This window comes from Streptomyces rubellomurinus (assembly GCF_000961885.1).
GTDB classification, from domain to species: Bacteria; Actinomycetota; Actinomycetes; order Streptomycetales; family Streptomycetaceae; genus Kitasatospora; species Kitasatospora rubellomurina.
Genome location: NZ_JZKH01000107.1, coordinates 1 through 23,068, shown reverse-complemented (window position 1 = coordinate 23,068; position 23,068 = coordinate 1). Strand labels below are relative to the sequence as shown.

At 70.9% G+C, this 23,068-nt stretch carries 25 protein-coding genes, 1 tRNA gene and 2 pseudogenes; 21 read left to right on the top strand and 7 right to left on the bottom strand.

The features are described from left to right. Positions 1-222 precede the first annotated feature (222 nt). Positions 223-453, bottom strand: a complete 231-nt coding sequence (locus tag VM95_RS33085; protein WP_045703932.1) for a hypothetical protein — start codon at positions 451-453, stop codon at positions 223-225. Between the two features lie 349 nt (positions 454-802). Between VM95_RS33085 and VM95_RS33080 the strand changes: the two genes are divergently transcribed. Next, on the top strand, positions 803-1,180 hold the full coding sequence (locus VM95_RS33080) for a hypothetical protein (protein WP_045703930.1): 378 nt from the start codon (positions 803-805) through the stop codon (positions 1,178-1,180). A 101-nt stretch (positions 1,181-1,281) separates the two neighbouring features. Continuing rightward, positions 1,282-2,697, top strand: a complete 1,416-nt coding sequence (locus tag VM95_RS39350) for an HNH endonuclease signature motif containing protein (RefSeq protein WP_078860909.1) — start codon at positions 1,282-1,284, stop codon at positions 2,695-2,697. A 379-nt stretch (positions 2,698-3,076) separates the two neighbouring features. Here VM95_RS39350 and VM95_RS44840 read toward each other — a convergent pair whose 3' ends face one another. Continuing rightward, positions 3,077-4,126 (bottom strand): HNH endonuclease, encoded by a 1,050-nt coding sequence (locus VM95_RS44840; protein WP_244179037.1) that lies wholly within the window; start codon positions 4,124-4,126, stop codon positions 3,077-3,079. 771 nt (positions 4,127-4,897) lie between these two features. Between VM95_RS44840 and VM95_RS40815 the strand changes: the two genes are divergently transcribed. Next, positions 4,898-5,857: a nuclease-related domain-containing protein gene (locus VM95_RS40815; RefSeq protein WP_078860907.1), complete on the top strand. Its 960-nt coding sequence runs from the start codon at positions 4,898-4,900 to the stop codon at positions 5,855-5,857. Between the two features lies 1 nt (position 5,858). Here VM95_RS40815 and VM95_RS33060 read toward each other — a convergent pair whose 3' ends face one another. Further along, positions 5,859-6,338 carry an NUDIX hydrolase gene (locus VM95_RS33060; RefSeq protein ID WP_078860913.1) on the bottom strand — a complete coding sequence of 160 codons (480 nt, stop codon included), beginning with the start codon at positions 6,336-6,338 and terminating at the stop codon, positions 5,859-5,861. A gap of 18 nt (positions 6,339-6,356) precedes the next feature. On the opposite strand from VM95_RS33060, the gene VM95_RS33055 reads away from it, so the two are divergent. From VM95_RS33055 to VM95_RS32995, 15 genes and pseudogenes are all read left to right on the top strand, one after another. Further along, positions 6,357-7,136, top strand: coding sequence for a GntR family transcriptional regulator (locus tag VM95_RS33055; protein ID WP_045703926.1), 780 nt, complete (start codon positions 6,357-6,359; stop codon positions 7,134-7,136). A 181-nt stretch (positions 7,137-7,317) separates the two neighbouring features. Then, a pseudogene (locus VM95_RS33050) lies at positions 7,318-7,670 on the top strand (SCO3933 family regulatory protein). A 5-nt stretch (positions 7,671-7,675) separates the two neighbouring features. Further along, positions 7,676-9,073 (top strand): FtsK/SpoIIIE domain-containing protein, encoded by a 1,398-nt coding sequence (locus tag VM95_RS33045; RefSeq protein ID WP_045703923.1) that lies wholly within the window; start codon positions 7,676-7,678, stop codon positions 9,071-9,073. 190 nt (positions 9,074-9,263) lie between these two features. Beyond that, positions 9,264-9,476, top strand: coding sequence for a hypothetical protein (locus VM95_RS33040; RefSeq protein ID WP_045703922.1), 213 nt, complete (start codon positions 9,264-9,266; stop codon positions 9,474-9,476). A gap of 4 nt (positions 9,477-9,480) precedes the next feature. Continuing rightward, a complete protein-coding gene (locus VM95_RS43440; RefSeq protein ID WP_167352978.1) occupies positions 9,481-9,654 on the top strand; it encodes a hypothetical protein in 174 nt (57 codons plus the stop codon). A 72-nt stretch (positions 9,655-9,726) separates the two neighbouring features. Further along, a complete protein-coding gene (locus VM95_RS33035; protein ID WP_045703921.1) occupies positions 9,727-9,939 on the top strand; it encodes a hypothetical protein in 213 nt (70 codons plus the stop codon). Positions 9,940-9,950: 11 nt separating this feature from the next. Beyond that, positions 9,951-10,674, top strand: a pseudogene (locus VM95_RS33030) (DUF2637 domain-containing protein). Between the two features lie 12 nt (positions 10,675-10,686). Then, positions 10,687-10,884 (top strand): hypothetical protein, encoded by a 198-nt coding sequence (locus VM95_RS33025; protein ID WP_045703920.1) that lies wholly within the window; start codon positions 10,687-10,689, stop codon positions 10,882-10,884. 23 nt (positions 10,885-10,907) lie between these two features. After that, entirely contained in the window at positions 10,908-11,438 is a 531-nt protein-coding gene (locus VM95_RS33020; protein WP_045703919.1) for a DUF6197 family protein, read from the top strand. A gap of 85 nt (positions 11,439-11,523) precedes the next feature. Then, positions 11,524-12,072: a GGDEF domain-containing protein gene (locus tag VM95_RS33015; RefSeq protein WP_045703918.1), complete on the top strand. Its 549-nt coding sequence runs from the start codon at positions 11,524-11,526 to the stop codon at positions 12,070-12,072. Positions 12,073-12,173: 101 nt separating this feature from the next. Then, positions 12,174-12,359, top strand: a complete 186-nt coding sequence (locus VM95_RS33010; protein WP_045703916.1) for a hypothetical protein — start codon at positions 12,174-12,176, stop codon at positions 12,357-12,359. A gap of 3 nt (positions 12,360-12,362) precedes the next feature. Further along, positions 12,363-12,530, top strand: coding sequence for a hypothetical protein (locus VM95_RS43435; protein WP_167352977.1), 168 nt, complete (start codon positions 12,363-12,365; stop codon positions 12,528-12,530). Between the two features lie 63 nt (positions 12,531-12,593). Then, positions 12,594-14,015 (top strand): replication initiator, encoded by a 1,422-nt coding sequence (locus tag VM95_RS33005; protein WP_045703914.1) that lies wholly within the window; start codon positions 12,594-12,596, stop codon positions 14,013-14,015. Further along, a complete protein-coding gene (locus VM95_RS33000) occupies positions 14,008-14,232 on the top strand; it encodes an excisionase family DNA-binding protein (protein ID WP_045703912.1) in 225 nt (74 codons plus the stop codon). Before VM95_RS33005 ends, VM95_RS33000 begins: the two co-directional genes overlap by 8 nt. Continuing rightward, entirely contained in the window at positions 14,232-15,401 is a 1,170-nt protein-coding gene (locus tag VM95_RS32995; RefSeq protein ID WP_045703910.1) for a tyrosine-type recombinase/integrase, read from the top strand. The genes VM95_RS33000 and VM95_RS32995 overlap by 1 nt, the downstream gene beginning before the upstream one ends. Before the next feature lie 65 nt (positions 15,402-15,466). Here VM95_RS32995 and VM95_RS32990 read toward each other — a convergent pair. Beyond that, positions 15,467-15,538: transfer RNA gene (locus VM95_RS32990), tRNA-Val, on the bottom strand. Between the two features lie 139 nt (positions 15,539-15,677). Here VM95_RS32990 and VM95_RS32985 point away from each other — a divergent pair. Together VM95_RS32985 and VM95_RS32980 are read left to right on the top strand one after the other, a co-directional pair. Continuing rightward, positions 15,678-17,042: a coiled-coil domain-containing protein gene (locus VM95_RS32985; RefSeq protein ID WP_244179036.1), complete on the top strand. Its 1,365-nt coding sequence runs from the start codon at positions 15,678-15,680 to the stop codon at positions 17,040-17,042. Positions 17,043-17,064: 22 nt separating this feature from the next. Continuing rightward, on the top strand, positions 17,065-17,283 hold the full coding sequence (locus VM95_RS32980; RefSeq protein ID WP_045703909.1) for an FmdB family zinc ribbon protein: 219 nt from the start codon (positions 17,065-17,067) through the stop codon (positions 17,281-17,283). Here VM95_RS32980 and VM95_RS32975 read toward each other — a convergent pair. The 3 genes from VM95_RS32975 to VM95_RS32965 form a co-directional block, all read right to left on the bottom strand. Further along, complete coding sequence (locus VM95_RS32975; protein ID WP_045703907.1) at positions 17,280-18,125, bottom strand: HAD family hydrolase; 846 nt, start codon at positions 18,123-18,125, stop codon at positions 17,280-17,282. The two genes, VM95_RS32980 and VM95_RS32975, sit on opposite strands and share 4 nt — an antisense overlap. Beyond that, positions 18,125-20,623: a phosphoribosyltransferase gene (locus VM95_RS32970; protein WP_045703905.1), complete on the bottom strand. Its 2,499-nt coding sequence runs from the start codon at positions 20,621-20,623 to the stop codon at positions 18,125-18,127. The genes VM95_RS32975 and VM95_RS32970 overlap by 1 nt, the downstream gene beginning before the upstream one ends. A 91-nt stretch (positions 20,624-20,714) precedes the next feature. Then, the gene (locus tag VM95_RS32965; protein WP_045703902.1) at positions 20,715-21,908 is read right to left on the bottom strand and encodes an HpcH/HpaI aldolase/citrate lyase family protein; all 1,194 of its coding nucleotides are present in this window, start codon (positions 21,906-21,908) and stop codon (positions 20,715-20,717) included. 368 nt (positions 21,909-22,276) lie between these two features. Between VM95_RS32965 and VM95_RS32960 the strand changes: the two genes are divergently transcribed. Then, the coding region (locus tag VM95_RS32960; RefSeq protein ID WP_045703900.1) for a TerD family protein at positions 22,277-23,068 on the top strand (792 nt) is incomplete at its 3' end.

The window sequence follows — 23,068 nt, the reverse complement described above, 5'->3', positions numbered from 1 at the left end:
CCCTCAGCCACACCCACCCCTGACCCCCACCCGCCCACCACCACGGCGGCCATCCTGAAACGCCAGCGGCCCAGATCGGGATCATGCTCCCGACCTGGGCCGCAGTGTGCGTCTCAGCCGCCGATCCGTCGAAACAACGCCTTGGTCCGGGGATAGGTGTGGACGGCATTGTGGAAGTGCCGTCAACATGCTCGTCTGTTGCCACGGCACGCTGAGGCTCTCCTAAACGATGTGGACCCGTTCAAGGGCTCCGTCCTTGTCTCGAAGGAGCAACTCCTTGCCCTCAGCCATCTGTTGGGCGAGGAAGCCGTAGACCTGGACCGAGCGGTTGATCGCATCGGTCTTGGAAAGTCCGGTGGCCAAGGTGAGGTCGGCCAGCGCCCGAACAGCCGCACCGATCAACGTGATGCTGAACCGCTCACTCGGCGCCCCTGCACTCCTTGAGTCCGTCACTCTTACAGCCTCTCTACTGCCGGGTGTGCACGCCGAGCGTGCGTGACGTGCTCCAGCATCTCACGAGACACCAATGATGAACCAGATCAGCACCAGATTGGTGCACTGTCGGTGTCTTTGGCTACAGTGTGAGCGCTGCCTCCTCGTCGACTACAGCCGACGGAGAGGCTCGCTAGATCACTGACACGAAAGGAATCCGATGGCCACAACGGTCCATCCATTTCTAGGCGCCAACCAGTCCGGGGCTCCCTAGCTCGGATTGCTACCGCCTGGGACTTGCGATTGAGGATGCGACAGCCTGTCAAGAGATCGCCGATCTCTAGCTGAGGCATCCCAAGAAGGACTCCCAGTGACGAACACCGATCCCACGATGTACGGCGACTCCTCCCACATCGCTCCGTCAGCGAGCGCTGAGGTCAAGATCTGGACGAGCCAGGAGCTTTCCGTTTCGGCCGAGATGCCCAGCGATGGGGCCTCGGTCGAGGTCAAGCTCTCGCCGGACATCCACGGACGGATGCAGGTGCCTGCCCGTAGCGCCAGCCAGCTGATCGAGATGATCGGCTACACGGTCATACCGACCGGAGGGGCGCTTCTCATGGTTCGGGAGAGTCACGGCGCGATGCCCTGGTGGGCAACCCTCGCACTGACCCTGACCATCGTCGCCGTGCCCGGTGTTAACCGGATCATGTCGCGTAGCAGGACCGCCACGCGGCGCAGGAAGGTCTGAGCCCTCCGCCCGCGCCCACGTAGCCAAGGAACAGCGCCACCGAGCGGGTCTTCTCAGAAGAGACCCGCTTCACCGCTTCAGGACCTGGGTGAGAGGTGTCAATGGGAACCAACGGGTTGGACTTCATCAAGCGGATCGGGAAGGTGAAACCTGCCCGTAGGCGGACTGGTCAGGCGCTGCACCGGCCCATTTTTTTGCTGTGGGCTATTTCCCAAGCTGTGCACGGGCAGCCCCGTGAGCAACCATGGTCCGCAGTGAAGTCCGCCGTTGCGCCGCTCCTCACCTCGTTCGCAGACGCGCCAGACGGAGAGCGGGCCGTGGTGTACCCCTTCTGGGCGCTGCAAGGAAATGATCTTTGGCAGGTGGCGAAAGCCGCCGAGCTTCCGCTGACGAGCGACCGGCGGCGCCCCAAGATTTCCGCCCTTGACGCGACAGACCCCCTCGCCGGCCTGCTCAAGGAGGACTACGACCGGCTGGTCGAGGACCCGGAGCTGGCGGCACGGGCCATCGCCACGTTGCTACTTCGCTTTTTTACGCCGACACCAGCAGGTCTGCTGGAAGCTCTCTCACTCACGGAGTTGATGGAAGGGCGCATCGACTCGTCGCTTCGTCCAACTGTGGGCGAGCCGTTCTCGAACCGAGACGTCATCGCTGACGCCTACGGCGGCAACCGGGTCCTCGGTATCACCCCGCTGGCTGATGGCGTCCTCACCGTGTACTCGGACGACAAGGGGCCCTACGCGGACCAGCAAATCCCCGGGATGGACTGGATCGCCTACACCGGTGACGGCTTGTCGGGTGATCAAACGCTGACCGGGGGAAACAGATCCATGGCCGAGTACCAGGATCAGCAACGAGCGTTGCGCTATTGGCACAAGCCGTACCGGGGGCACTGGACCTTCGAAACCTGGGCGGTGATCGTCCAGCGGCGGCTGCGGTGGGGCCGCGGACAGGACGGCGAGCCTCGCCGGGAGTTCGTGTGGGTTCTTGCACCCGTCCCGTCGCCTCTGCGTGAAACGTGGACCGCGGAGGTTATCGACGCCCTCAACGAGGATGACGGGTGGCTCCATGACGACTCCGTTGACGTCCCCGTTGTGTCCGAGGCCCCGGAGCAAGAAGAAAGCCCCACCAGTAACCGTGACAGGTACCGAAAGCTGACCGAGGCAGCCCATCGCACAACCGCCAGCCGAACCCGCCGTTCGAAGCTCACACAGGTTGAGCGCTATCTTCGTTCGCCGGCTGCCCGGCAGGCTGTCATCCTTCGCAGCGACGGCCAGTGCGAAAACCCCGCCTGCCTCGGGCACCCGTCAGAACTCACCGACGCCGGCCTGCCCATACTGGAGGTCGACCACGTGAATGACCTCGGGCGTGGCGGCCAAGACACTCCAGAAACAATGATCGCCCTGTGCCCGAACTGCCATGCACTCAAGACGCGCGGGTCCAACCGGCACCGCCTTCGCAAGGAGCTTCTTGCGGTGGTAGGTGCCCTACATCAGGCGTTTCTTGAGTCGAGCTAAAAGCTTCATCAGCCTGCGAACATGTTGCGGTTGATCGTCTAACTGGCTCAGCGTTCGGACCCAGCTCCTCAAGAGGCGACGCAAGACGGACTGACATCAGCGGTTGCCGTCAATCACTGCAGTCAAAAGGCCCGCAGCATGATCGCTGCGGGCCTTTTGTGCTGGTGGGCGCGGACGGTTTCGAACCGCCGACATCTGCTTTGTAAGGCTTGGCGTGCGGCAACCGCGCCGACCTGCGCCCGCCCACCCTGCTCGTTCTCCGGCCACCGCACCGCCGGCGCCCGCAACTTACCGTCACGTACCGCCCGATCTGGCACGCTTCTGGCACAACATCATGCGCCACGAGGTGTCCTGGCCATTCGAGCGGCGCCCGGCGGCATCAGTCGACCCCATCGGGACCGTCCAGGCCACCGATACCGCGAAGGTCCTCCCCCAGGCTTGAGATAGGCATCGACCGCCCGCCCTTGCCGGTACATCGCTGCAGGGCGACATGGTATGCCCATGCATGGGTGGAGATCTTCTTCTCGATCGAGAAATGCTTCCCAGTCGCCATTTCCATCACCTGATGGAATTCATCCATCAGATCCTGCCAATCAACGGCGCGCAGATCCGACTCCCCCCAGCCATACAGAGACTTGAGTTCACGCCTCACGGCAGAGAAGAACGATGTAGATTCACGCCGCCCAATCCCAACCTTAACTCCGTTCCCGACAAGCCACTCCTTGAGATCATCTGGAGCTTCGAGCCACTTATCCGCACTGTCTCTCAGTTCCGCATAATCCACCCAAGCCCAAAAGCTCTCAGCGTCTGCCACATCGGGGGCCTCCGCATGGTGCTCCTTACAGAGCAGGGCGAAGTTTCGCACATCCATAGACCCTCCGAGCGAGGCAGGCACGACGTGCGCCCGCTCTACCGGAGTTCGCCAGCAGATCAGGCAACCTGGGTCATCAAGGCCCAGATAGTCGGCGATTGCGCGGACGGTCGGCGGTGACTTCCGATCGGCAGGCTCCCTTTCCCTCGGCTTCAGATCCAACTGCGAGACTTCATACCCGTAATCACTGCCATCGTCTGGATATCCAATCTCCAGAACATCCGGAAGGTCATTCCTCTGCGGGCCGGGCATTCCGACGCGGAATAGCGGAGTGCTAATCTCAGAAAGATAACTCCCGAGGAATCCCAGCAGGAAGTCCTGCATCAATTCAAAGGCATCGTGATCGAATCCACCTTGCTCGTTTCGATGGCCTTGAATATCCAGGTAAAGGAAACGAGGAGCCCCGGGTTTATTCCTTTGGGCTGCCTGGACACACTCAAAGATCCGCTTCGCTGCGCGCTCGAAGTTCTCATACACTTTCATGTCGTGATAGATCGCAATGCCCTTCGGCGGGGCACCTGCCGCCGTCTTGGCCTTCAGCTTCCTGCGATTTCCCATGGCCGCCCCTCATCGCCGACATACCAGGCGAGCTTCGCATGCCGCACTGACAGGTGGGAGGCGAACCCGCAAACTCGTGAGCGCCAACTGCCGGGCGGTGGAGCGGTTTTGGCCGGTGTCCTGTCCGGTCTGGGGTCGAGCATGATCGGGGGGCCGTAAGCTGTTGCGACTCGGTCAGGGCTCTTTGGGCCTGACCGCAATTTGGCCGAGTGGCCCCCCGGTCTTGCTCGACGCGGGTCCCTGTCCGGGGAGGTGGGTAAAACCGTGGAGCCGCCCGCCCCCAGCCCCGGCGGGGTTCGTTCTGAGTTGCACCGGCGCACCCTCCTCCGCTGCGGGGGAAGTCTTGTCCTGTCCGTACCGCCCCGGCCTTAGCATTCCGCCCATCGGGCGGCGGCCGACGAGGGCGAGGCCCCAGCCGGGGCGCAGACAGGAGGCGGGGCGCGGGCCGGAGGAAGGCCGGCGCCGCCCGCGCTTTGCGCGGCACCCCGAACCTTGTGTGAGGCTGCTCTTGAGTAGTTCAGGAGGCCGGGAATCCTCGCCGGATCTCTGATCCGCCGTGGATGTGCCTTCCCGTTGGGCTCCGCCCACCTCCCCGCCGAGCGGAGCGAGGCGCCTTGAACCCGTAGAGAAGATTTTTACGCACTCCCCTCCCCTCACCCCCGCCTCCCGGCCTCCGACCGAACCGGTCTGGCTGGCTGGTCCTCCGAGTTCCTGCTGATCGGTACGTGGGCATGCTGATCCCGTGTCAGGGAGGACGGGCAAGGGGGATGCATGACGGACCTGGTGGTCAAGCCGTGGCGGGTGCCTGGCAAGGAGCGTCTCTACGTCAACAAGGCGGGCGTCCGCGGCGATTCGGTGGCCTGGCTGGACTGCAAGACCGGGGTGGTTACGGTCGAGGTTTCGGAGTTCGAAGCCTCTGCGCTGGCCAAGGTTGAAGAGTGGTGTAGGTCCTCAGGCAGCCACGTGCCACCGCGCACCGTCAAGCACCGAGGAGAGAAGAGCCAGCCGACCAAGGCAACTCCGGCCAAGGCAACCCCAGCTCGTGTGCCGCAACCGCGGGCGGAGGTCCCGTTCCTGCCCCCGATGCGGGAGGAGGACGACCTGGCGCAGAACCTCCCCGGCGCTGGGTTGGAGAGTCTGGTGCGCGCGGGCGAGGAGAAGTACAAGCTGCTTGTCCGGCTGGCGGCCAAGCTCTCCCGTCAACGCCTCGGCGATTCGAGCACGCTCCGGGGACTGGAGGGCGAACAGATCGTAGGCTCCCGACTGGGGGCGCTGAAGACCGCCGGCTGGAAGGTTCTGCACGGGGTGCCGCTGCCGTCCGGGTCCGATATCGACCACGTGGTGATCGGCCCGCCGGGTGTCTTCACGGTCAACTCAAAGCACCACCCGGGCGCCACTGTATGGGTCGGCGACAAGGTCGTGAAGGTCAACCGCAACGGCTTCCCGTACCTGGAGAACTCCGAGTTCGAGGCGAACCGAACCGCCAGGCTACTGACCGAATGGTGCGGCTTCGACGTCCCCGTTCATCCTGTCATCGCCATCGTCGGCGCCCAGAAGATCACGCTCGGCGCGGAGCCCGGAGTGACGGTCGTCGACAGCGAGCAGATCGCCTCCGTCCTGCCCTCCCGGCCGGCCGTGCTGTCGCCGAACCGAGTGGACCGGGTCTTCACCATCGCCCGCCACCGCTACGTCTGGAGTCAGATAGGCAAGCGCGGCAGGAAGGCCCGCTGACTCAGCTGGCCTGCGGCATGTCGAGGAGCGTCCGCCCGTCGTGTGTCCGGACGTGCGGCGCCCTCTCGCTCTGGAGGGCGTCGAGCAGGCGGACGGCGTAGACCTCGCCCATGCGCGCGGCGATTTCCTCCGGGGTGAGCCACGCGACCGCGGTCGACTCGTCGGACAGCTGCTCGCTGCCGCCCTCGGGGTGGCACCGAAACACCAGGGCGACGATGCCCCGGTTCACGTTCTTGTAGACCCCCGTGAGCCGTTCCACCGAGACCTTGATCCCGGTCTCCTCGTACACCTCGCGGCGCACGCCGTCCTCGACGGTCTCCGAGAGTTCCAGCACGCCGCCGGGCGGCTCCCAGGTGCCGTTGTCGGCCCGCCGGATCGCCAGTATCCGGCCGTCCTCACGCACCACCGCCCCGGCCACGGACACGGAGTGGAGAGGCGTTGACGCCTGAAGTGAGGGGTTGATACTCATGTACAGGAGAATAGGAGACCTTTCAGCACCATGGCGAGTGGCGAGGCCGCATCGACGGCGAAGGCGAAGTACCAGCAGATCGCGGATGACCTGGCGTCGCAGATCCGGACCGGGGTCCTGGCTCCCGGCGCGGCGATCCCAAGTGAAGCCGAACTCATGGAGCGCTACGGGGTGGCCTCCGGCACGGTCCGCAAGGCCGTCGCAGAGCTGCGGACGACGCAGCTGATCGAGACGCACCACGGCCGCGGCTCCTTCGTCCGCTCCCGCCCCCCGGTGCAGCGCAAGTCCTCGGACCGTTTCCGCCGCGCGCACCGGCTCGCCGGCAAGGCGGCGTACCTGGCCGAGGCCGAGCAGTCCGGCGGCAAGCCCTCCGTGAACGTGCTCTTCGTCGGGCCGGTCGATGCCCCGGAGGAGATCGCCGAGCGGTTGAACGTGCCCGTCGGCTCGAAGGTGCTGGCCCGTAAGCGCCGGTACTTCCGCGACGGAACGCCGACTGAGGAGGCCACCTCCTACCTGCCGTGGGACGTGGTCAAGGACATCCCGGAGACCTTCGCCGAGAACCCCGGCGGCGGCGGCATCTACGCAAGGCTGGAGGAGCACGGTCACCGGCTGGCCGAGTTCACCGAGACCGTCCGGGCCCGTCTGGCCACCAAGGCGGAGACGGCTGCACTGGCGCTGAGCCCCGGCTCTCCCGTGATCCATCTCGTCCGGGATGCCATCACTGACGCTGGCCGCGTCGTGGAGGTCTGCGACACGGTGATGGCCGCTGACCAGTTCGTTCTGGACTACCGCTTCCCGGCGCGCGACTGACGCTCGCTCAGCTCTCGTAACCCGTCGCAAGATTCTTTCTCGCGGCGGGTTGACTCATGTACAGGAGTCGGGCACTCTTCCATCCATCAGCTCATGTACATGAGTGCATGAGACCTTCTCCGTTAGAAGAGATGCACCCGGCTGCGCTGATGGCCCGGGTGCCCGATGAAGGAGCCACAGCATGCGCTTCATCCCCGTCATACGACCGCCGCGCTGGTGATGGTCGCCCAGGCGCCCCGTCCGAAGCTCAAGGACCGCCGCACCGGCGAGATGGCCATGGACGCCGAGACCGGCGCGCCGCTGGTCACCCTGGACGTCACGTTCGTGGCCAACGGTGAGGCCGACATCCTGTCCCTGACTGTGCCGCAGCCCGGCATCCCGGAGGGCCTGGCGCCGGGCATGCTGGTCACTCTCACCCGGCTCATCGCCCGGCCGTGGGAGAACGAGTTCAACGGCCAGAAGCGCTCCGGCATCGCCTTCCGGGCCGACGCCGTGACGGTCGCCGCCCCGGTCCTCGCCGGCGCGAACGCCTGATCGCCGTGAACACCCTGACGACGGCGCTCCTGGAGCTGGGCGCCCCCGCTGCGGTCCTCGGCTCCGGCGCCCTCTACGCCAGGGCCAAGATGCCCCGGACGTACTGGGCGACGGTCGGAATCCCGCTGACCATCCACCGCATCCGGCACGACTACGAGAACGTCATGGAGGCCTGCGGGCTGACCGTGGAACCGTCGTTCTGGCGCGCCATGGCCTCCTCCGCCGCCAACCGGCCGGCCAAGCCCGCAATGCCGAAGATCCGCAGCATGCAGGTGAGTTCGACCGGCCTCCGGGTTCGGCTTCGGCTCGCCCGGGGCCAGCAAACGAAGGACATGGCCGACGCGGCCGAGCGACTGCGGCACGCCTGGGAGGTCCACGCAGTACATGTGTCGGAGGTCAAGCCCGGCGTGGTGGAACTGCGGATAGTCGGGTTCGACGTGCTGCGCAACGTGCGCATGCCGCGCCGGGCCAGGGCCAAGTCCCGTGAGCTGCTGCGGGTCCCGGTCGCGCTGCGGGCCGATGGCACCGTGCATCACCGGGACTGCCGGCAGGCTCCGAACGGGCTGAACCTCGGCGCCAACCAGTCCGGCAAGTCGATGTTCACCCGCAACCTGGTCCACGGCCTCGCCGCGCAGCCGGTCGCCATGGTCGGCATCGACTGCAAGCGCGGCGTCGAACAGCGTCCCTTCGCTCCTCGGCTGTCCGCACTGGCCACCGACCAGGGCGAAGCGCTCGGGTTGCTGCTCGCGCTGCTGGTCGAGATGGACGACCGGTACGACCTCATCCGCGACCACCAGGGTGTTCCCGGAACCGTGGCTGCCGAGGAGCTGACCGCCGACATCTGGGGCCTGCCCGAGAAGATCCGGCCGGTACCGATCGTCGTCCTGGTGGACGAGATCGCCGAACTCTTCCTCGTGGCCAGCAGGGCCGATGAGGAGCGGCGGAACCAGATCGTCACCGCGCTCATCCGGCTCGCCCAACTCGCCCGCGCCGCCGGCATCTACCTGGAGATCGCCGGTCAGCGCTTCGGCTCGGAACTGGGCAAGGGCGCGACCCTGCTCCGCTCCCAGCTCACCGGCCGCACCGTCCACCGGGTCAACGACCTGGAGACGGCCAAGATGGGGCTCGGGGACATCTCCGATGCCGCCGTCGCGGCCTCCACTCAGATCAGCCCGGACATGCCCGGTACCGCCGTCGCCGGCGACACCTCCGGCATGTGGTTCCAGATCCGCACGCCGTACCGCTCGCTCACCGAAGTCGCCGAGCGCTGCGCAGAGTTCGCGCACCTGACGCCCGACCTGGACCGCTTGGCGGCCTTCCGCCCGCAGGTCGCCCACCCGGTCATCATCCCGCCGGCGCCCTCGACGCCGCCGGACCTGATGCCGGTCTCGCTCGGCAAGTAGCGATAACTCACCCAACAGCCGGCGCGACTGCTTCGCACCAAGTCCCTACCCCACCACGCCCAGAAACGAGGAGATCACCAATGTTCTGCGAGCACTGCGGCGACGAGGACGGTGCCGAGACCGGCATCGACCACGACGAGCGCGACTGCCCCTGGTACGGCGCCACCGACTCGGACGAGGAGTAACCGCCATGTCCCGCAAACCGTCCATCGCCGAGATCGGCGCCTTCCTCGGCCACCTCAAGGCCACCCGCGAGCAGGACGCCGACTCCGGCCCGCTGCTCGCCGAGAAGGCCAACATCCTGGAGCGCATCGCCGAGGCCAACCCGGACGACCTCGACGCCGCCCAGATCGCCCGTGAGGCCCGTGCCGCCGCCGACCGCGCCCAGCGCAACAACGGGTGACCCGGTGGCCGCCCGCAAGCGCACCGCGCCGCCGAAGCCCTCGCCCTGCGAGCCCTGCAAGGGCACCGGGCAGATCACCGAGACCGTGTACGCCGGCCGGGGCACTCGCCGTCGCCGGATCGCCGAGCAGGAGGCCACCTGCCTCGACTGCCTCGGCACCGGCACCGCCCTCGCGTAACCCGACTTCGACGGGACGGGCGGTCGACCACCACATCGCCGCCCGGTCCGCACTCCACATGGGAGACAAGCCATGAAGCAGGACACCTACCACTGCGTCCTCACGATGCAGAAGACCACGCACGGGGAGACCGCCCTCGGCACCTTCTCCGACACCATCAATCCCGCGCCCGGGATGACCCGCGCCGACATCTTCAACCTGGCGATCACTCAGCTCACGCGACACCAGCCCGCCCTGACCGGCGGCGCGGTCCTGTTCTTCGCCCTCGACAAGAACCAGCTCTGACGGGGTCCGCCATGCGCCGACTCCCCAAGCTGGACGCCGTACTGGCACAGGCGATGATCGCCGCCGCCCTCTCCTTCGCCCACCTGCACGACCTCGCCGACGCCGCCGGCCAGACCGGTTGGGAAGTCCTGGGCCTACCCGGTGTCCGTCGACCTCCTGCTCGTCGCCGCCTGGCGCCGGATGCGCTCCGGCACCGCCCGCCGGCTCGCCTGGTGCTGGTTCGTCATCGCCCTGGCCGCCTCGCTCGGCGCCAACGTCGGCACCGCCGGACTGCTCGACCTCGGCAACGCCCCGGCCTGGCTCCGCGTCCTGGTCGCCGGCTGGCCCGCCGCCGCCTTCCTCGGCGGCACCCTGCTCGCCCACTCGACCGCCACGCCCGCCGACGAAACCCCGGTCGCGGAACTCGAACCGGACGACACCGAGACCGACGACGCCCAGCCGCTCTACGTCCCGGCCGCCGAGCCGATCACCGAACCGGTCATCGAGTCGACGCCCGTCGAACCGCCCGCGGCTGTCCCAGCGATCGAACCGACCCCCGCCCCGGCGCCGACTTCGGTCTCCGACCCGGCCCCGGCGCCCACGGTCCCGGTCCCGGCCTTCCTCCTCGACCACGCCCGCAAGGTCGCCGACGACCACCGCAACCGCACCGGCACCCCGATCGACGCCGCCACGCTCCGAACCCTGCTCGGCGTCAAAGACCCGCTCGCCTCGGCGCTCGCCGCCGAACTCGCCTGAAGGGCCCACCTGGTGAACATCCAGCTCCCGTTCATCGTCGTCCTCGCGATCGTCGCCTGGCTCATCGTCCGGCACCTCCGACTGCGCTGGTGGGCCGTCGCAGCGCTCGTCCTCCTCGGCTTCTACCTCGCCGACACCTCCGCCGCCCCGCTGATCGACAACACGACCCACGACGGCGTGAGCGTCATCAACAACACCTCCCACAAGTAGCAAGCCTGAAAGGAGAGTTGTCCATGAAGACCACCGTCCGCCTGCCGCCCCTGGTCACCGTCGACGGCTCCAGCCTCGTCGTCGAGATCGAGGAATACCTTGCCTCGCTGCCCGCCCAGGCCCGCATCACGGTCCCGTACGTCTCGCCGCTCGGCTCCACCCTCCAGCCCTGGAACGCCGGCTACCCGGCGCCCCGGCTCACGCTCCTCGACCGGCTCACCCACCGCCCGGCCCGCCCGGTCCCGGTGAGCGCCGCCGGCCACCTCCGGCTCACCTCCCGCTACATCGACGCATTCGGCTGGCTCCAGGGCGCGATGTGGGACTCCGCCGGTCGCGTCTGCCTCCTCGGCGCCCAGGCCGCCGTCCTCGCCCACGGCTACGGCACCCCGGCCACCGTCACCACCGCCCGCGTTCAGCTCATGGAGATCCTCCACGCCACCGGCCGCCCCGTCCGCTCCCCGGACGAGTACAACGACCGCCCCACCACCCGCCAGGCCGATATCCACCAGTTGCTCGACCGGGCCGCCGCCCGCGCCCAGCACCTCGGCCTCTGACCTCCCCGGGACGGCCAACACGCCGCCAGCATCCCGCCGCCCCGGAGATCGCAACCCCCATCACACCCATCACGAAGGACTGCAGATGGATCTGCCCACGGCCTTTGCTGCCGCTGTCCCGCTGATCGGATGGACCACCCACGGCGCCTGGCTGAGCAAGCGCCTCGCCACCGCCCGCCGCGACCCGCTCACCGGGCTCCACACCCGCGACGGCTTCACCGCCCGCGCCCACCGGCTGACCCAGCGCCGTCCGGGCCGCACCTCGGTGCTGCTGATCGACCTGGACGACTTCAAGGCCACCAACGACACCTACGGCCACGCCGCCGGCGATGCGGTCATCACCGCCACCGCCGACCGCCTGTCCGCCTGGTGCGGCCGCACCGGCATCGCCGCCCGCCTCGGCGGGGACGAGTTCGCTGCCATCGTCCTGGACGCCCCCGCGCGTCTGCCCGGCCTCCGCGCGACCCTCAACCAGCCGGTCCCGTACGCCGGCTCCATGCTTCCGGCCTCCGCCTCGGTGGGCATCTGCCCCATCGCCGAGCTGCCGGTCGTCTCGCTCACGGACGCGCTCCGCTCCGCCGACCGGGACATGTACGCGCACAAGCGCGACGGCCGCACGACTCGCCGCCGCTGACTCCAAGACCGGCCCCGGGGCGGCAACACGCCGCCAAGCATCCCGCCGCCCCGAGGCCGCAACCCCTTCCCGAACCGAAGCCCACGAAGGAGAGCACCATCATGCCGCAGCACAACCACGCCCCGAACCGGATCTGCCCGAACTGCTCCGGCTTCGCCGCCGTCGCCATCGCCACCGGCGTCCGTCTCCGCGACGGCTCCCGCCACACCGTCCCGGTCACCTGCCCCACCTGCGAGGGCATCGGCACCGTCGCCCGCCCGCTTGCCACCACCGCCAAGGCGGCCTGACCGGTGGCCCTCCTCGACTGGCGCGACTCCAAACACTGGGCCCCGAAGCCCGCCCCCTGCGGCGTCTGCGACAAGCCCACCAACCTCCGCTCCGACCGCGGCAAGCCCGTCCACAAGGTGTGCGCCGAGGAGTGGATCGACCGCCACCAGAAGCCTGCCGACCCGTCCTGACCCGCTCGCCCCGGAGTCTGCGCCTGGGCTCCGGGGCCCTTCCTCGCTCAGGAGGTGAACCGCATGACCACCACCACCGCGCCGCCGATCGCCGATCTCCTCAGCCTCGCCCAGCTCGGCACCATGCCCGCCCTCATGCGGCAGCTCTCCGGCCTCGCCGGCTGCACCTCGCCCGTCCGCCTCGACGGCTGGCGGACCGAGATCAACGAAGCCACCGGACAGGTCCTCCACCACTTGGAGTCCGCCGACCTGCCCGCCGGGAACCTGCTGCTGCGCTGCGGCAACCGCCGAGTCACCCGCTGCCCATCCTGCGCCGAGACCTACCGGCGTGACACCTACCACCTGATCACCGCCGGACTCGTCGGCGGCAAGGGCACCCCGGAGACCGTCACCGCGCACCCCCGGGTGTTCGCCACCTTCACCGCGCCCAGCTTCGGCCCCGTCCACAACCGGCCCGGCTCCGGCGCCTGCCGCTGCGGTACTGCCCACCCGGCGGACGACCCATTGCTCGGCTCACCGCTCGCCCCGGAGACCTACGACTATGAGGGCGCGGTCCTGTGGAACGCCCACGCGGGCAAGATCTGGGCCCGCTTCACGATCCACCTGCGTCGAGAGATCGCCAAGCTCGCCGGACTCTCCCAGCGTGCCTTCAAGGACGTCGCCCGCATCTCCTTCGGCAAGGTCGCCGAGTACCAGAAGCGCGGCGCGATCCACTTCCACGCCGTCATCCGCCTCGACGGCCCCGAAGGCGGCGACACGCCCCCGCCCGCCTGGGCAACCGCCGACCTGCTCACCGATGCCATTCGTGCCGCCGCCCACCGGGCCGACATCCCCGGTCCACTGATCGACGGCCGACAGCACCGCTTCGCCTTCGGTCGGCAGCTCGACATCCGAACGATCCGCGGCGCCGACTTCACTGGCACAGTCCAGATCACCGAACGGGCCGTCGCCGCCTACATTGCCAAGTACGCGACCAAGGGCGCCGAGGCCGCCACAGGCACGCTCGACCGGTCGCTGTGCTGCACGCGGTGCCAAGGAACAGGTCGCCTGCGGGAAGCCTCCAGCCTCACCGTTCGGTGCACAGCCTGCGGAGGTGCCGGATTCGCCGGGTCACTCGCCCGCTTGAAGATCCCAGCCCACGCCCGGCGGCTGATCGAGACCTGCTGGAACCTCGGCGCCCGCCCCGAACTGGCAGAACTCCGTCTCCGTGCCTGGGCCCACATGCTCGGCTTCCGGGGTCACTTCTCCACCAAGACCCGCAGGTACTCGACCACCCTCGGCGCGCTCCGCGACGCCCGCACAGCCTGGCGCCGCGCCCAGGCCCTCGAACGCCTCCACGGCTCCGGCGCCCCGGCCGCCGAGGAGTCGACGCTCGTCCTCGCCCACTGGGTCTTCGCCGGCCTCGGTCTCACCCGCGGCGAAGCCTGGCTTACCCAAGCACTACAACCCGCACCCGGCACGGAGGGAGAACCGACCTATGGCTGAACGCCTGTTGACCGCCGCAGAGGTAGCCGAGCTGCTCGGCACCTGGAAGACAAACGGGGAGCGCTTCCCCCGCCGGCTCATCGCTGAGCGCCGCATCGCCTACGTCAAGGTCGGCCGCCACGTGCGCATCCCGGCCTCGGCCGTCGACGCGTTCATCGCCGAACGGACCGTCCAGCCGGTGACCACCCGCCGTCGGCCGCTCCGGAAGGTGGCGTGATGGCCAACTCCAGGGGAAACCGCCGGCGCTTCGGCTCCGTCCGCCAACTCGCCTCCGGTCGGTGGCAGATCCGCTATGCCGACCCGGTCACCGGCCTGATGCGGCCCGGTGAGCAGACCTACCCCACCAAGACGGACGCCGATGTCGCGCTCACGCTCATCGAAGCCGACATCAAGCGCGACCGGTGGACCGACCCGGACGCCGGAAGTGTCAAGCTGAACGACTTCGCCGTCGCCTGGCTGCGGGATCGCAAGCTGGAGGAGAGCACGCGCGAGCGGTACGCCATCACGCTCCGCCAGTACATCGAGCCCGGGTTGGGGCACCGGTCGCTCGCCGAGATCACACCGGCCCGGGTGCGCTCCTGGCGGTCCGCGCTCCTGGAGAACGGGGCGGGCGAGCCCTCGGTGGTCAAGGCGTATCAACTGCTGCGGGCCATCATGAACACCGCCCTCGATGACGAGTTGATCCAGCGCAACCCGTGCCGGATCAAGGGCGCCGACACCTACGACGTGCCAGAACGGCCCGTCCTCTCAATCACCGAGGTGTTCGCCGTCGCCAACGCGATCGGGCCGCGTTGGCGGGCGCTGGTGCTGTTGACCGCGTTCACCACGCTCCGGTTCGGTGAGCTGGCCGCGCTCCGCCGGCGGGACGTCGACCTGGCGAACCGCCTCGTCCGGGTGCAGCGCAACCAGGCGGAGCTCAACAGCGGGCGGCTGTACGACAAGGCGCCGAAGAGCCGCGCGGGCTTCCGGCCGGTGGCTTTCCCCGCCGAGATCGTGGACGACCTGGCACATCACCTCGACCGGTACGCCGGCCCCGGCCCGGACGGGCACCTGTTCATCGGTCCCCGTGGCGGCAAGCTCCGCCGGAGCAACTTCCGGGACGACTGGATCCGGGCCCGCACCGCCGCCGGGGTGAGTGCGGATGCCCACTTCCACGATCTGCGGCACACCGGGAACACCCTCGCCTCTCAGAACGGGGCCAGCACGCGGGAGCTCATGACCAGGATGGGCCACAGCAGCACCCGGGCCGCGCTGATTTACCAGCACATGACCAGCGACCGGGACCGCGCCATCGCTGACCGCATGGGCGAAGCCGTCCGCGAGGCGCTCGGCAAGCAACGGCCGGCACCGGGGGCATCTGGCACGCAGGTGGCACGGCCAGACTGAGACCCCGGAAACGACCGAGGGCCAGTTCGGGAGGATCAAGCCTCCCAACTGGCCCTTCGTGTCTGTGGGCGCGGACGGTTTCGAACCGCCGACATCTGCTTTGTAAGAGCAGCGCTCTACCACTGAGCTACGCGCCCCCCGTCGTGGGCGGTGGGCGCACGACGAGGGTCCAGGGTACCTGGTTCCGGGGGGTGGTGTGGCGCGGGTGGGGTGCCGGGGTGGTGGGGGGATCGGCGAGAATGGGGCCGGATCAGCGGACGGAGCAGGGAGCGCGCAGTGACGGTGGCCGGCGGGAGCGGGCGGGGGCGGCGGCGGGCGGCGGGTGCGCTGGTCGACGCGCTGGTGTTGCCGGTGGTGCTGGCGGGTGCGCTGGGCGCGGTGGGGCTGGCGTCGGCCGGGAGTGGTGGCTGGTGGGGCCGGCGCGGCGGGGAGGGTGCCCGGGCGGAGGCGAAGGAGGCCCGGGCGGGGGCGCAGGAGGCGTTCTTCGAGCTGGAGGAGACCCAGCGCGAGGTGCAGTTGGCGGTGGAGACGGTGCGGGCGGCCGAGGAGGACGCGGCCGCGCAGCGGGCGCTGGCCGGGCTGCCGGCGATCTCGGGGCGGGTCGAGCAGGTCACCGTGAACTACCTGGGCGCCCTGGACGCGTTCGACCTGGACAGCGAGGCGCTGGACGCGACGTCGGCGGCCCGGGCCCGGCGGCTGCTGGAGGACGTCCGGGGTCAGCTCGGTTCGGCCCGCGCGGAGCTGAACGACTTCCTGCGCCGCCTCCAGCCGACCCTCGACCACGCCGAGCAGCAGCTGATGCGGGTGACCCCGGCGGTGGAGCAGGCCAAGCGGGCGCTGCTGGCCGCGTCCAACGCGCTGGACGAGGCGCGCGGCGCGGGCCTGCGGGCGGACGACCTGGCGGCCCGGCTGGCCGAGCTGGCGCCGGAGCTGGGACGGCTGAACGAGGGCCCGACCCGGCACGGGGTGGCCGCGACGCTGCGCCGCGCCGAGGAGGTGCAGCAGCGCGCCGGGGCGATCGCCGCGGACGCCGGCCAACTGCCGGAGCGGGCCCGGGAGATCGACCGCCGGGTGGCCAGCCTGCGGACCCGCATCCAGGCGCTGGAGACGAAGGCGGCGACGGTCGAGCCGGCGCTGAGCGAGCTGCGCCGCCGGTTCAGCACCGCCTGCTGGCAGGACCTCCAGCGGGTGCCCGAGCAGGTCGCGGAGAGCGGCCGGGCGGCCGAGCGCAAGCTGGCGGAGGCGGCCCGGGCCCGGGACGAGCAGCGCTGGGCGGACGCGACGGCGGCGATCGGCACGGTCCGCGCGCTGCTGGAGACGGCGGACGGCTCGGTGCTCGCCGTGAACGAGCGGCTGCGGCAGCTGAACGAGGTGCAGCACGATCCGAGCCGCGAGGTGGAGCGCACCCGCTTCGCCGTCCGGGACGCGCAGCGGCTGGCGATGGCGGGCCGCAGCGCGCCGGACCCGCGGCACGCGGCCCCGCTGGACGAGGCGGTGGCCCGGCTGGACCGCGCGGTGGCGACGCTGGAGGCGGCGGGCCGGCACCCCGACTACTGGCTGTTCCTGACCGAGCTGGCGGGCGTACGGGACACCGCCGCGCGGGTGATCGACCTGATCCGGGGCGATCTGGGCCACCACTAGCCGCGCTCGGTACCCTGCCGGTATGCCACGCTACGACTTCCGCTGCCGCTCCTGCGGCGCCACGTTCGAACTCCGCCGCCCGATGGCCCAGGCCGGCGACCCGGCGGTCTGCCCGCAGGGCCACGAGGACACCGTGAAGCTGCTGTCCACCGTCGCGGTCACCGGTGCGGCCGGGGCCGCGCCGCAGCCGCCGAGCGGTGGCGGCGGTGGCGGCTGCTGCGGCGGCGGGTGCTGCGGCTAACCGGCAACGGCGGCGGTCTCGGCAGCCTCGGCGACGGCCGCCACCGCCGCGAGGAAGCTCCGGACGATCTCCTCCCCCGCCGCCACCCCCACCTGCTCCAGGCCGGTGACGCCGGGGGCCGTCCAGCCGCTCTCGGCCAGTTCACCGTGCCCGGGCCGCCAGGCGGCGTCGGCCGCGAGCAACAGGTCGGCGTCGAGCAGCGAGTCGCCGGCGGCGAGCACGGTGGACGCCCCGGTGCGCCGGACGACTTCGGCGAGCGCGGCGCTCTTGGTCAGCGGCTCCGGCACGGCGTACACCTTGCGGCCCTGCAGGGAGACCCGCCAGCCGCGCTCGGCGCACCAGCCGGTGAGGTCGGCGAGCCAGCCCGCCGGCAGGGCGGCGCGCTCGACCACCAGGTAGGTGAACAGCTCGTCGGCGACCCGCCGTTTGAGCGTCCACGGCGCGGCGGCGCAGCCCTCCAGGTGCCGGACGACCTCGGCCAGCGGGGCGGCGCCGGCGGCGATCCGGCCGGTGATCTCACGCCGCCAGTCGGCGTCCGGCACGCCGTCCGCGAGCAGCTGCCCGCCGTTCGCGCAGATCGCCCAACTCGGCTGCGGCCCTGGCAGGTTGACGCGCCGGTACTGCTCGACGGTCCGGGTGGTGACGGGCACGAAGGGGGCCCGCCGGGCGAGTTCGGCGAGCAGGTCGGCGGCCCGCTCGGTGAGGAAGGACAGCGGCCGCCCGCCGTACACCTCGACGCACAGCAGGCGCGGCGCCTGGTGGTCGGGGACGTCCAGGGCGAGGGCGCGCTCGGAGTAGATGAGCGTCCGGTCGAGGTCGCTGGCGATCAGTGCGCCACCCATCAGGCCCCCTCCCCCGCGACGGCCCGGCCGCTGGCGCCGGTCGCCCCACGAGTGTATCGGGGGTGGATCAACCCGACGCAGGAGTACGGGAGTTCGTCCACCTCCTCGACCTCGACGCCGCGCTGCGCGGCGAGCAGCCGGACGTGGTCGAGGTCGGCGCCGACGCCCCGGCGGGCCAGCACCCGCCAGGGGACGCGCCGCAGCAGCACCCGGGTGGTCTCGCCGACGCCCGGCTTGACCAGGTTGACGTCGTCGATGCCGTACGCGGCGCTGATCCGCTCGACGGCGGCCCAGCCGGCCCAGTCGGGCGCCCGGTCCGGGTCGGCGGCCAGTTGCTCGGCGCCGAGCACCGCCGAGGCCCGGACCGCGTCGAAGTGCCCGCTCACCGCGTCGAGGAAGGCCGCCGAGACGTCGCTGCCGGCCAGCTCGCGGTAGTGCTTGGCGCCGTGGAAGTCGCCCGGTCCGATCAGCCCGGGCCGCAGCACGGTGCGCGAAACCAGGCCGGAGACGGTGGAGTTGAGGCAGGCGGACGGGATCAGGAAGTCGTCCCGGGTGCCGTAGGTGCGCACGCAGCGGCCGGGGTCGGCGAGCACCGCGAGCGCCGGGTCGAAGCCGGCGCCGGCCAGCGCGTCGACGGCCAGCGCGTCGGCGAGTTCGCGGGTGATCGCGCCCTTGCCCGTCCAGCCGTCGACGAACACCACGTCCGCGGCCCGGTGGCGGTCCGCCAGGTAGCGCAGCGCGACCTGGTCGATGCCGCGGCCGCGCACGATCGAGACGGCGTAGTGCGGCACGTCGAGGCCGTGGGCGAAGGCGAGCCAGCGGCGGATCAGGATGCCCACCGGCGTGCCGGCCCGGGCCAGCGAGGCGAGGACGAGCCCCGGCCCGCGCTCGCGCAGCAGGGTCTCGGCGACGGTGCCCACGGCGAGCGCGATCCGCCGGGCGGAGCCGTGCAGCGCCTGCTGGAAGAGCTCCTGGTAGGCGGGGCTGGGCTGGTACTCGACCGGCAGCGACTCCGCGTAGTGCGCGCCACCGCTCTGCACGGCCTCCTCGCGCTCCTCGGTCGGGGCCTCCAGCGGGACGCCGGAGAGGTCCTTGAGCAGCCAGGCCACCTCGTCCCGCCGGTACGAGGAGAAGGCCGGGCCGTGCAGCGGGACGGGCCGGTGCGAGGGCAGCACCGCGAGCACCACCAGGTCGGTGACCTGCCGGAGTTGGCCGAGCAGCGCGCGCTCGCCCCGGTGCAGCGCGGGCGTGTCGGCGACGTCGTCGACGACGAGCACCACGGCGTCGAAGCGGCGGGCCGGGTCGGCGCCGGGGGCGACGTTGTAGGCGTAGCGCTCGGGCGAGGCGCCCTCGACGCCCCCGCCGTCCGCGCCACCGCCACCCTGGAAGTCGTGGGCGGGGAAGGCGAGCCGGGTGCGGATGGCGTAGCCGGGGTCGTCGACGGCGAGGACCGGCGAGCGGGTGGTGGTGGAGTAGCGGACTCGGTCGCCGCCGAGCCGCTCGTCCAGCGCCCCGGCCAGCCGCAGCGGCGCGTACATCAGCTCCTCGCAGCCGAGCACCAGCACCCGTCCGTCGCCACGACCGGCGGCATCGGGAGCACCCGCCAGCGCCTCGGCCACCTGCCCGGCCAGCGCGGGCAGCGCGGCGTCGAGCCGGGCGCGGTCGGCGGGCGTGAAGCCGTGCCGCCCGCCGTCCGGCAGCCCGGCCGGCCAGTCCAGGTCGACCCGGACGAGCGGCGCGGGCTCGGCCGCCGCCTCCCCGACCGCCGCAGCGGCATCGGTTCCGGCAACGGCATCGGCGATCAGCCGCTCCGCCCGCTGCACGACGTCCTCCGGCAGCTGGACGGCACCGCTCGCGGTGGCCACCAGGTCGAGCCGGACGCCGAGTTGGGCGGCCGTCTCGGCGAGCCGGTGACGGTCGGCGGCGGAGCGCAGGTCGACCAGGGCGACCACGACGTAGTGCTCGCGCGGGTACCGGGCGTGCAGCTCGCGGATGGTGTTGAGGACGGTCCGGCCGGTGGAGAACTCGTCGTCGACGAGCACCAACGGCCCGCCGCCGGAGAGGAGTTCGGGGTCGGTGGGGAGCAGCAGGTGCGAGGTGGCGTGCGAGTGCTCCTCCTCGAAGCCGCCGAGCGGGGCGATGCCGGGCACCGGGCGGCGGGTGGAGTGCAGGTAGGGCGCGTCCAGGCCGTCCGCGACGCTGTGGCCGAGGCCGGTGGCGGTCTCCGCGTAGCCGAGCACGACGGCCCGGGCGGCGGCCTCATCGCCCAGCAACGCCCGGACGCGGTGGCCGAGTTCGAGCCCGGCGCCGTGCACCACCGAGGGCCGCTGCGGGACGTGCTTGCCGAGCACGTTGGAGACCAGCAGGTGGGCGCGCCGGCGGTTGCCGGCGCGGAGGGCGAGGCCGACGAGTTCGGGCAGCCGCTCGGAGCCGAGCAGGCTGATCCCGGCCCGGTCGGCGACCCAACGGCCGTTCCAGGTCTGCTGAGTTGCGCTCACTGCTGTCCTGCCTTCGGTGGTGCGAAACGATCCGGCGGAGGGGCACACGGAGGGGTGCGCGGGGAGGGGTACGCGGAGGGGCGCGGAGGCGTCACCCGCACAGGCAGGCCGCCAGCAGCTCCGCGAAGCTCACGTCCGCCCGCGCCACCCCGAACACCTCGGCCCGCAGCAGCACCCGCTCCGCCCACGCCCGGTGCGGCCGGGCCTCGTTCATCTTGTTGGTGTACGCCGAGCGCAGCACCCCGCCGCCGCCCCGGTCGACCCGCAGGATGTCCTGGGCGTCGCAGTACTCCTCGTGCGTGACCACGGAGAGGGCGTGCACGGCGGGGACGTGGCTGGGGTGGATGCAGGTCTTGCCGAGCAGCCCGTTGGCCCGGTCGAGTTCGACCTCGCGGATCAGCCCGTCCAGGTCGTGCTCGATGATCCGCCGCCGGACCTCCTCCCCGGTGGCGAGCGCGGTGCCGCCGGACGCGGCGAACGGCGTGCGGCGCAGCTGCGGCTTGAACATCCGCTCCTGCATCGGGAAGTACTCCCAGACCGGCCCGGTGACGGTGTGGCCGGTGCCGTCCGCGCGGCCGAGCACGTTGACGACGTCCCCGATCACCCCGGCGACCAGCGCGACGTCGTAGGCGGTGAGGTCGGGCGAGCGGCGCAGCCCGTACGCGGAGCACAGGTCGGTGACGCCGAGCCGGACGGCGAGCACCCGCTCCCGGTGCCCGGCGAGCAGCTCGGCGATGCCGTACAGCTGTTCGCGCCTGGTCTCCAGGTGGGCGAGCTCGGGCGACTCCAGGACGGGCATGGCGTACAGCCGCCGCCCGGTGGCGGCCTCGGCGGCGGCGAGGGCGGCCAGGTACCCGGGGCCGTTGCCGGGGGTGAACTTCGGCAGGACGAAGCCGCTGAGCAGGTCGACGGCCGGACCGAGCCGCCGGGCCAGATCGGGGATCTGCGCGGCACTGCGGACTCTGATGAAGAGCAGGGGGTGGTCCTGTGTGCTGTCGGTGAAGTCCTTGACGAGGTCATTGAGTTGCTCGACGAGGTTGCGCTCTCCCGCGCCGACCTCGTGGTCGGCGATCGCGTCCTCCAGGCAGAGCACCATCGACACCACGCCGCGCGCGGCCTGTTTGCGGATGTCGGCGGCCAGCGCGGGCCGGGTCGCGGGGCTGTAGAGGGTTCCGCCGAGGGCGGTGGCGAGCACCGCCGGCTCGCTCCGCGCGGTGAACGGACGCGGCTGCTCCAGGAAGAGCCGGCCGCGGACGTCCTCGGCGAGATGGCCGAAATGGCGCATGCTGCTCTCCTAGCGTTCGACGTACTCCGGTCCGCCGCCGGGCACGCGGCGACATGGGACGACACGGGACGACACCGTGGTGAACCGGCCCACCGGGCGCCGTGGCTCCCCGGCCGCGCGCCGGCGGACACCCCTCCGCCGGGCCCCCGGGGCCCTTCGAACGCCCATCGTACGGGCGGATTCCAGCCGTTCCGGGCGCCCGCCCACTGAACTCGCGGAACATCGCGGCCCGGTCCGGCGGTGACGGCGGGGTCGAGGACCGGGCGCGGCAAACCTCCGGAAACGCAAGTCTTGGCAAAGTCCGGGGCGCGCGCGGCCGTCCGGGTCACGTTGTCCGAAGGGGTGGCGAACAGGCAGGATGGTCGGCTATGACGCACGTGATGGCCAAGGGCGCCAACATCGCACTGCCGGCCGCGGCGGTCCGCGCCGTGCTGCGCTGGAGCGCCACGCCCGGTGCGCCGGACGTGGACGCGTCCGCGCTGCTGCTCGGCCCGACCGGCAAGGTCCGTTCGGATGCCGACTTCGTCTTCTACAACCAGCCGCGGCACCCGTCCGGCCTGGTGCGCCACCTGCCCAAGCAGCACACCGCCGGTGGTGCCGAGATCATCGACACGGTCGAGGTGGAGCTGGCGAAGCTGCCCGCCGAGGTGGACCGCGTGGTGCTGGCCGGATCCTCCGAGGGCGGACCGTTCCGCGCGGTGCCCGGGCTGCGCCTGCTGCTGTTCGACGTGTCGGCCGGCGAGGGCGCGCCCGCGGTCGCCGAGTTCGAGATCGACGACGCCGAGAGCGTCACCGCGCTGGTGGCGGGCGAGCTGTACCGGCGCAACGGGACGTGGAAGTTCCGGGCGATCGGCCAGGGCTACACCTCCGGGCTGATCGGCCTGGCCACCGACTTCGGGATCACCGTCGACGACGAGGCCGAGCCGGCCCCGGCCGCCCAGCCGACCCGGGCCGCGCAGCCGCAGCCCGTCCCCGCCCCGCCGTCCACCGCCTCCCCGACCGGCGCGCTCGACCCGCGCGCCACCCCGCTGCCGGAGCAGCGCGCGCCCCGCTCCGAGCCGGGCACCTTCGCGCTCGCCCCGGCGGTCCCGCCGACCGGCGCCCAGCAGCCCGCCGCGAACGGCCCGGCGACCCCGCCGCCGCCCGCCACGCCGCCGCTG

Coding starts and splice junctions, on each gene's coding strand:
- VM95_RS39350 (WP_078860909.1), top strand. CDS start 1,282: ATGGGAACCAACGGGTTGGACTTCATCAAGCGGATCGGGAAGGTGAAA.
- VM95_RS44840 (WP_244179037.1), bottom strand. CDS start 4,126: ATGGGAAATCGCAGGAAGCTGAAGGCCAAGACGGCGGCAGGTGCCCCG.
- VM95_RS40815 (WP_078860907.1), top strand. CDS start 4,898: ATGACGGACCTGGTGGTCAAGCCGTGGCGGGTGCCTGGCAAGGAGCGT.
- VM95_RS33055 (WP_045703926.1), top strand. CDS start 6,357: ATGGCGAGTGGCGAGGCCGCATCGACGGCGAAGGCGAAGTACCAGCAG.
- VM95_RS33040 (WP_045703922.1), top strand. CDS start 9,264: ATGTCCCGCAAACCGTCCATCGCCGAGATCGGCGCCTTCCTCGGCCAC.
- VM95_RS33035 (WP_045703921.1), top strand. CDS start 9,727: ATGAAGCAGGACACCTACCACTGCGTCCTCACGATGCAGAAGACCACG.
- VM95_RS33020 (WP_045703919.1), top strand. CDS start 10,908: ATGAAGACCACCGTCCGCCTGCCGCCCCTGGTCACCGTCGACGGCTCC.
- VM95_RS33015 (WP_045703918.1), top strand. CDS start 11,524: ATGGATCTGCCCACGGCCTTTGCTGCCGCTGTCCCGCTGATCGGATGG.
- VM95_RS33010 (WP_045703916.1), top strand. CDS start 12,174: ATGCCGCAGCACAACCACGCCCCGAACCGGATCTGCCCGAACTGCTCC.
- VM95_RS33005 (WP_045703914.1), top strand. CDS start 12,594: ATGACCACCACCACCGCGCCGCCGATCGCCGATCTCCTCAGCCTCGCC.
- VM95_RS33000 (WP_045703912.1), top strand. CDS start 14,008: ATGGCTGAACGCCTGTTGACCGCCGCAGAGGTAGCCGAGCTGCTCGGC.
- VM95_RS32995 (WP_045703910.1), top strand. CDS start 14,232: ATGGCCAACTCCAGGGGAAACCGCCGGCGCTTCGGCTCCGTCCGCCAA.
- VM95_RS32980 (WP_045703909.1), top strand. CDS start 17,065: ATGCCACGCTACGACTTCCGCTGCCGCTCCTGCGGCGCCACGTTCGAA.
- VM95_RS32975 (WP_045703907.1), bottom strand. CDS start 18,125: ATGGGTGGCGCACTGATCGCCAGCGACCTCGACCGGACGCTCATCTAC.
- VM95_RS32965 (WP_045703902.1), bottom strand. CDS start 21,908: ATGCGCCATTTCGGCCATCTCGCCGAGGACGTCCGCGGCCGGCTCTTC.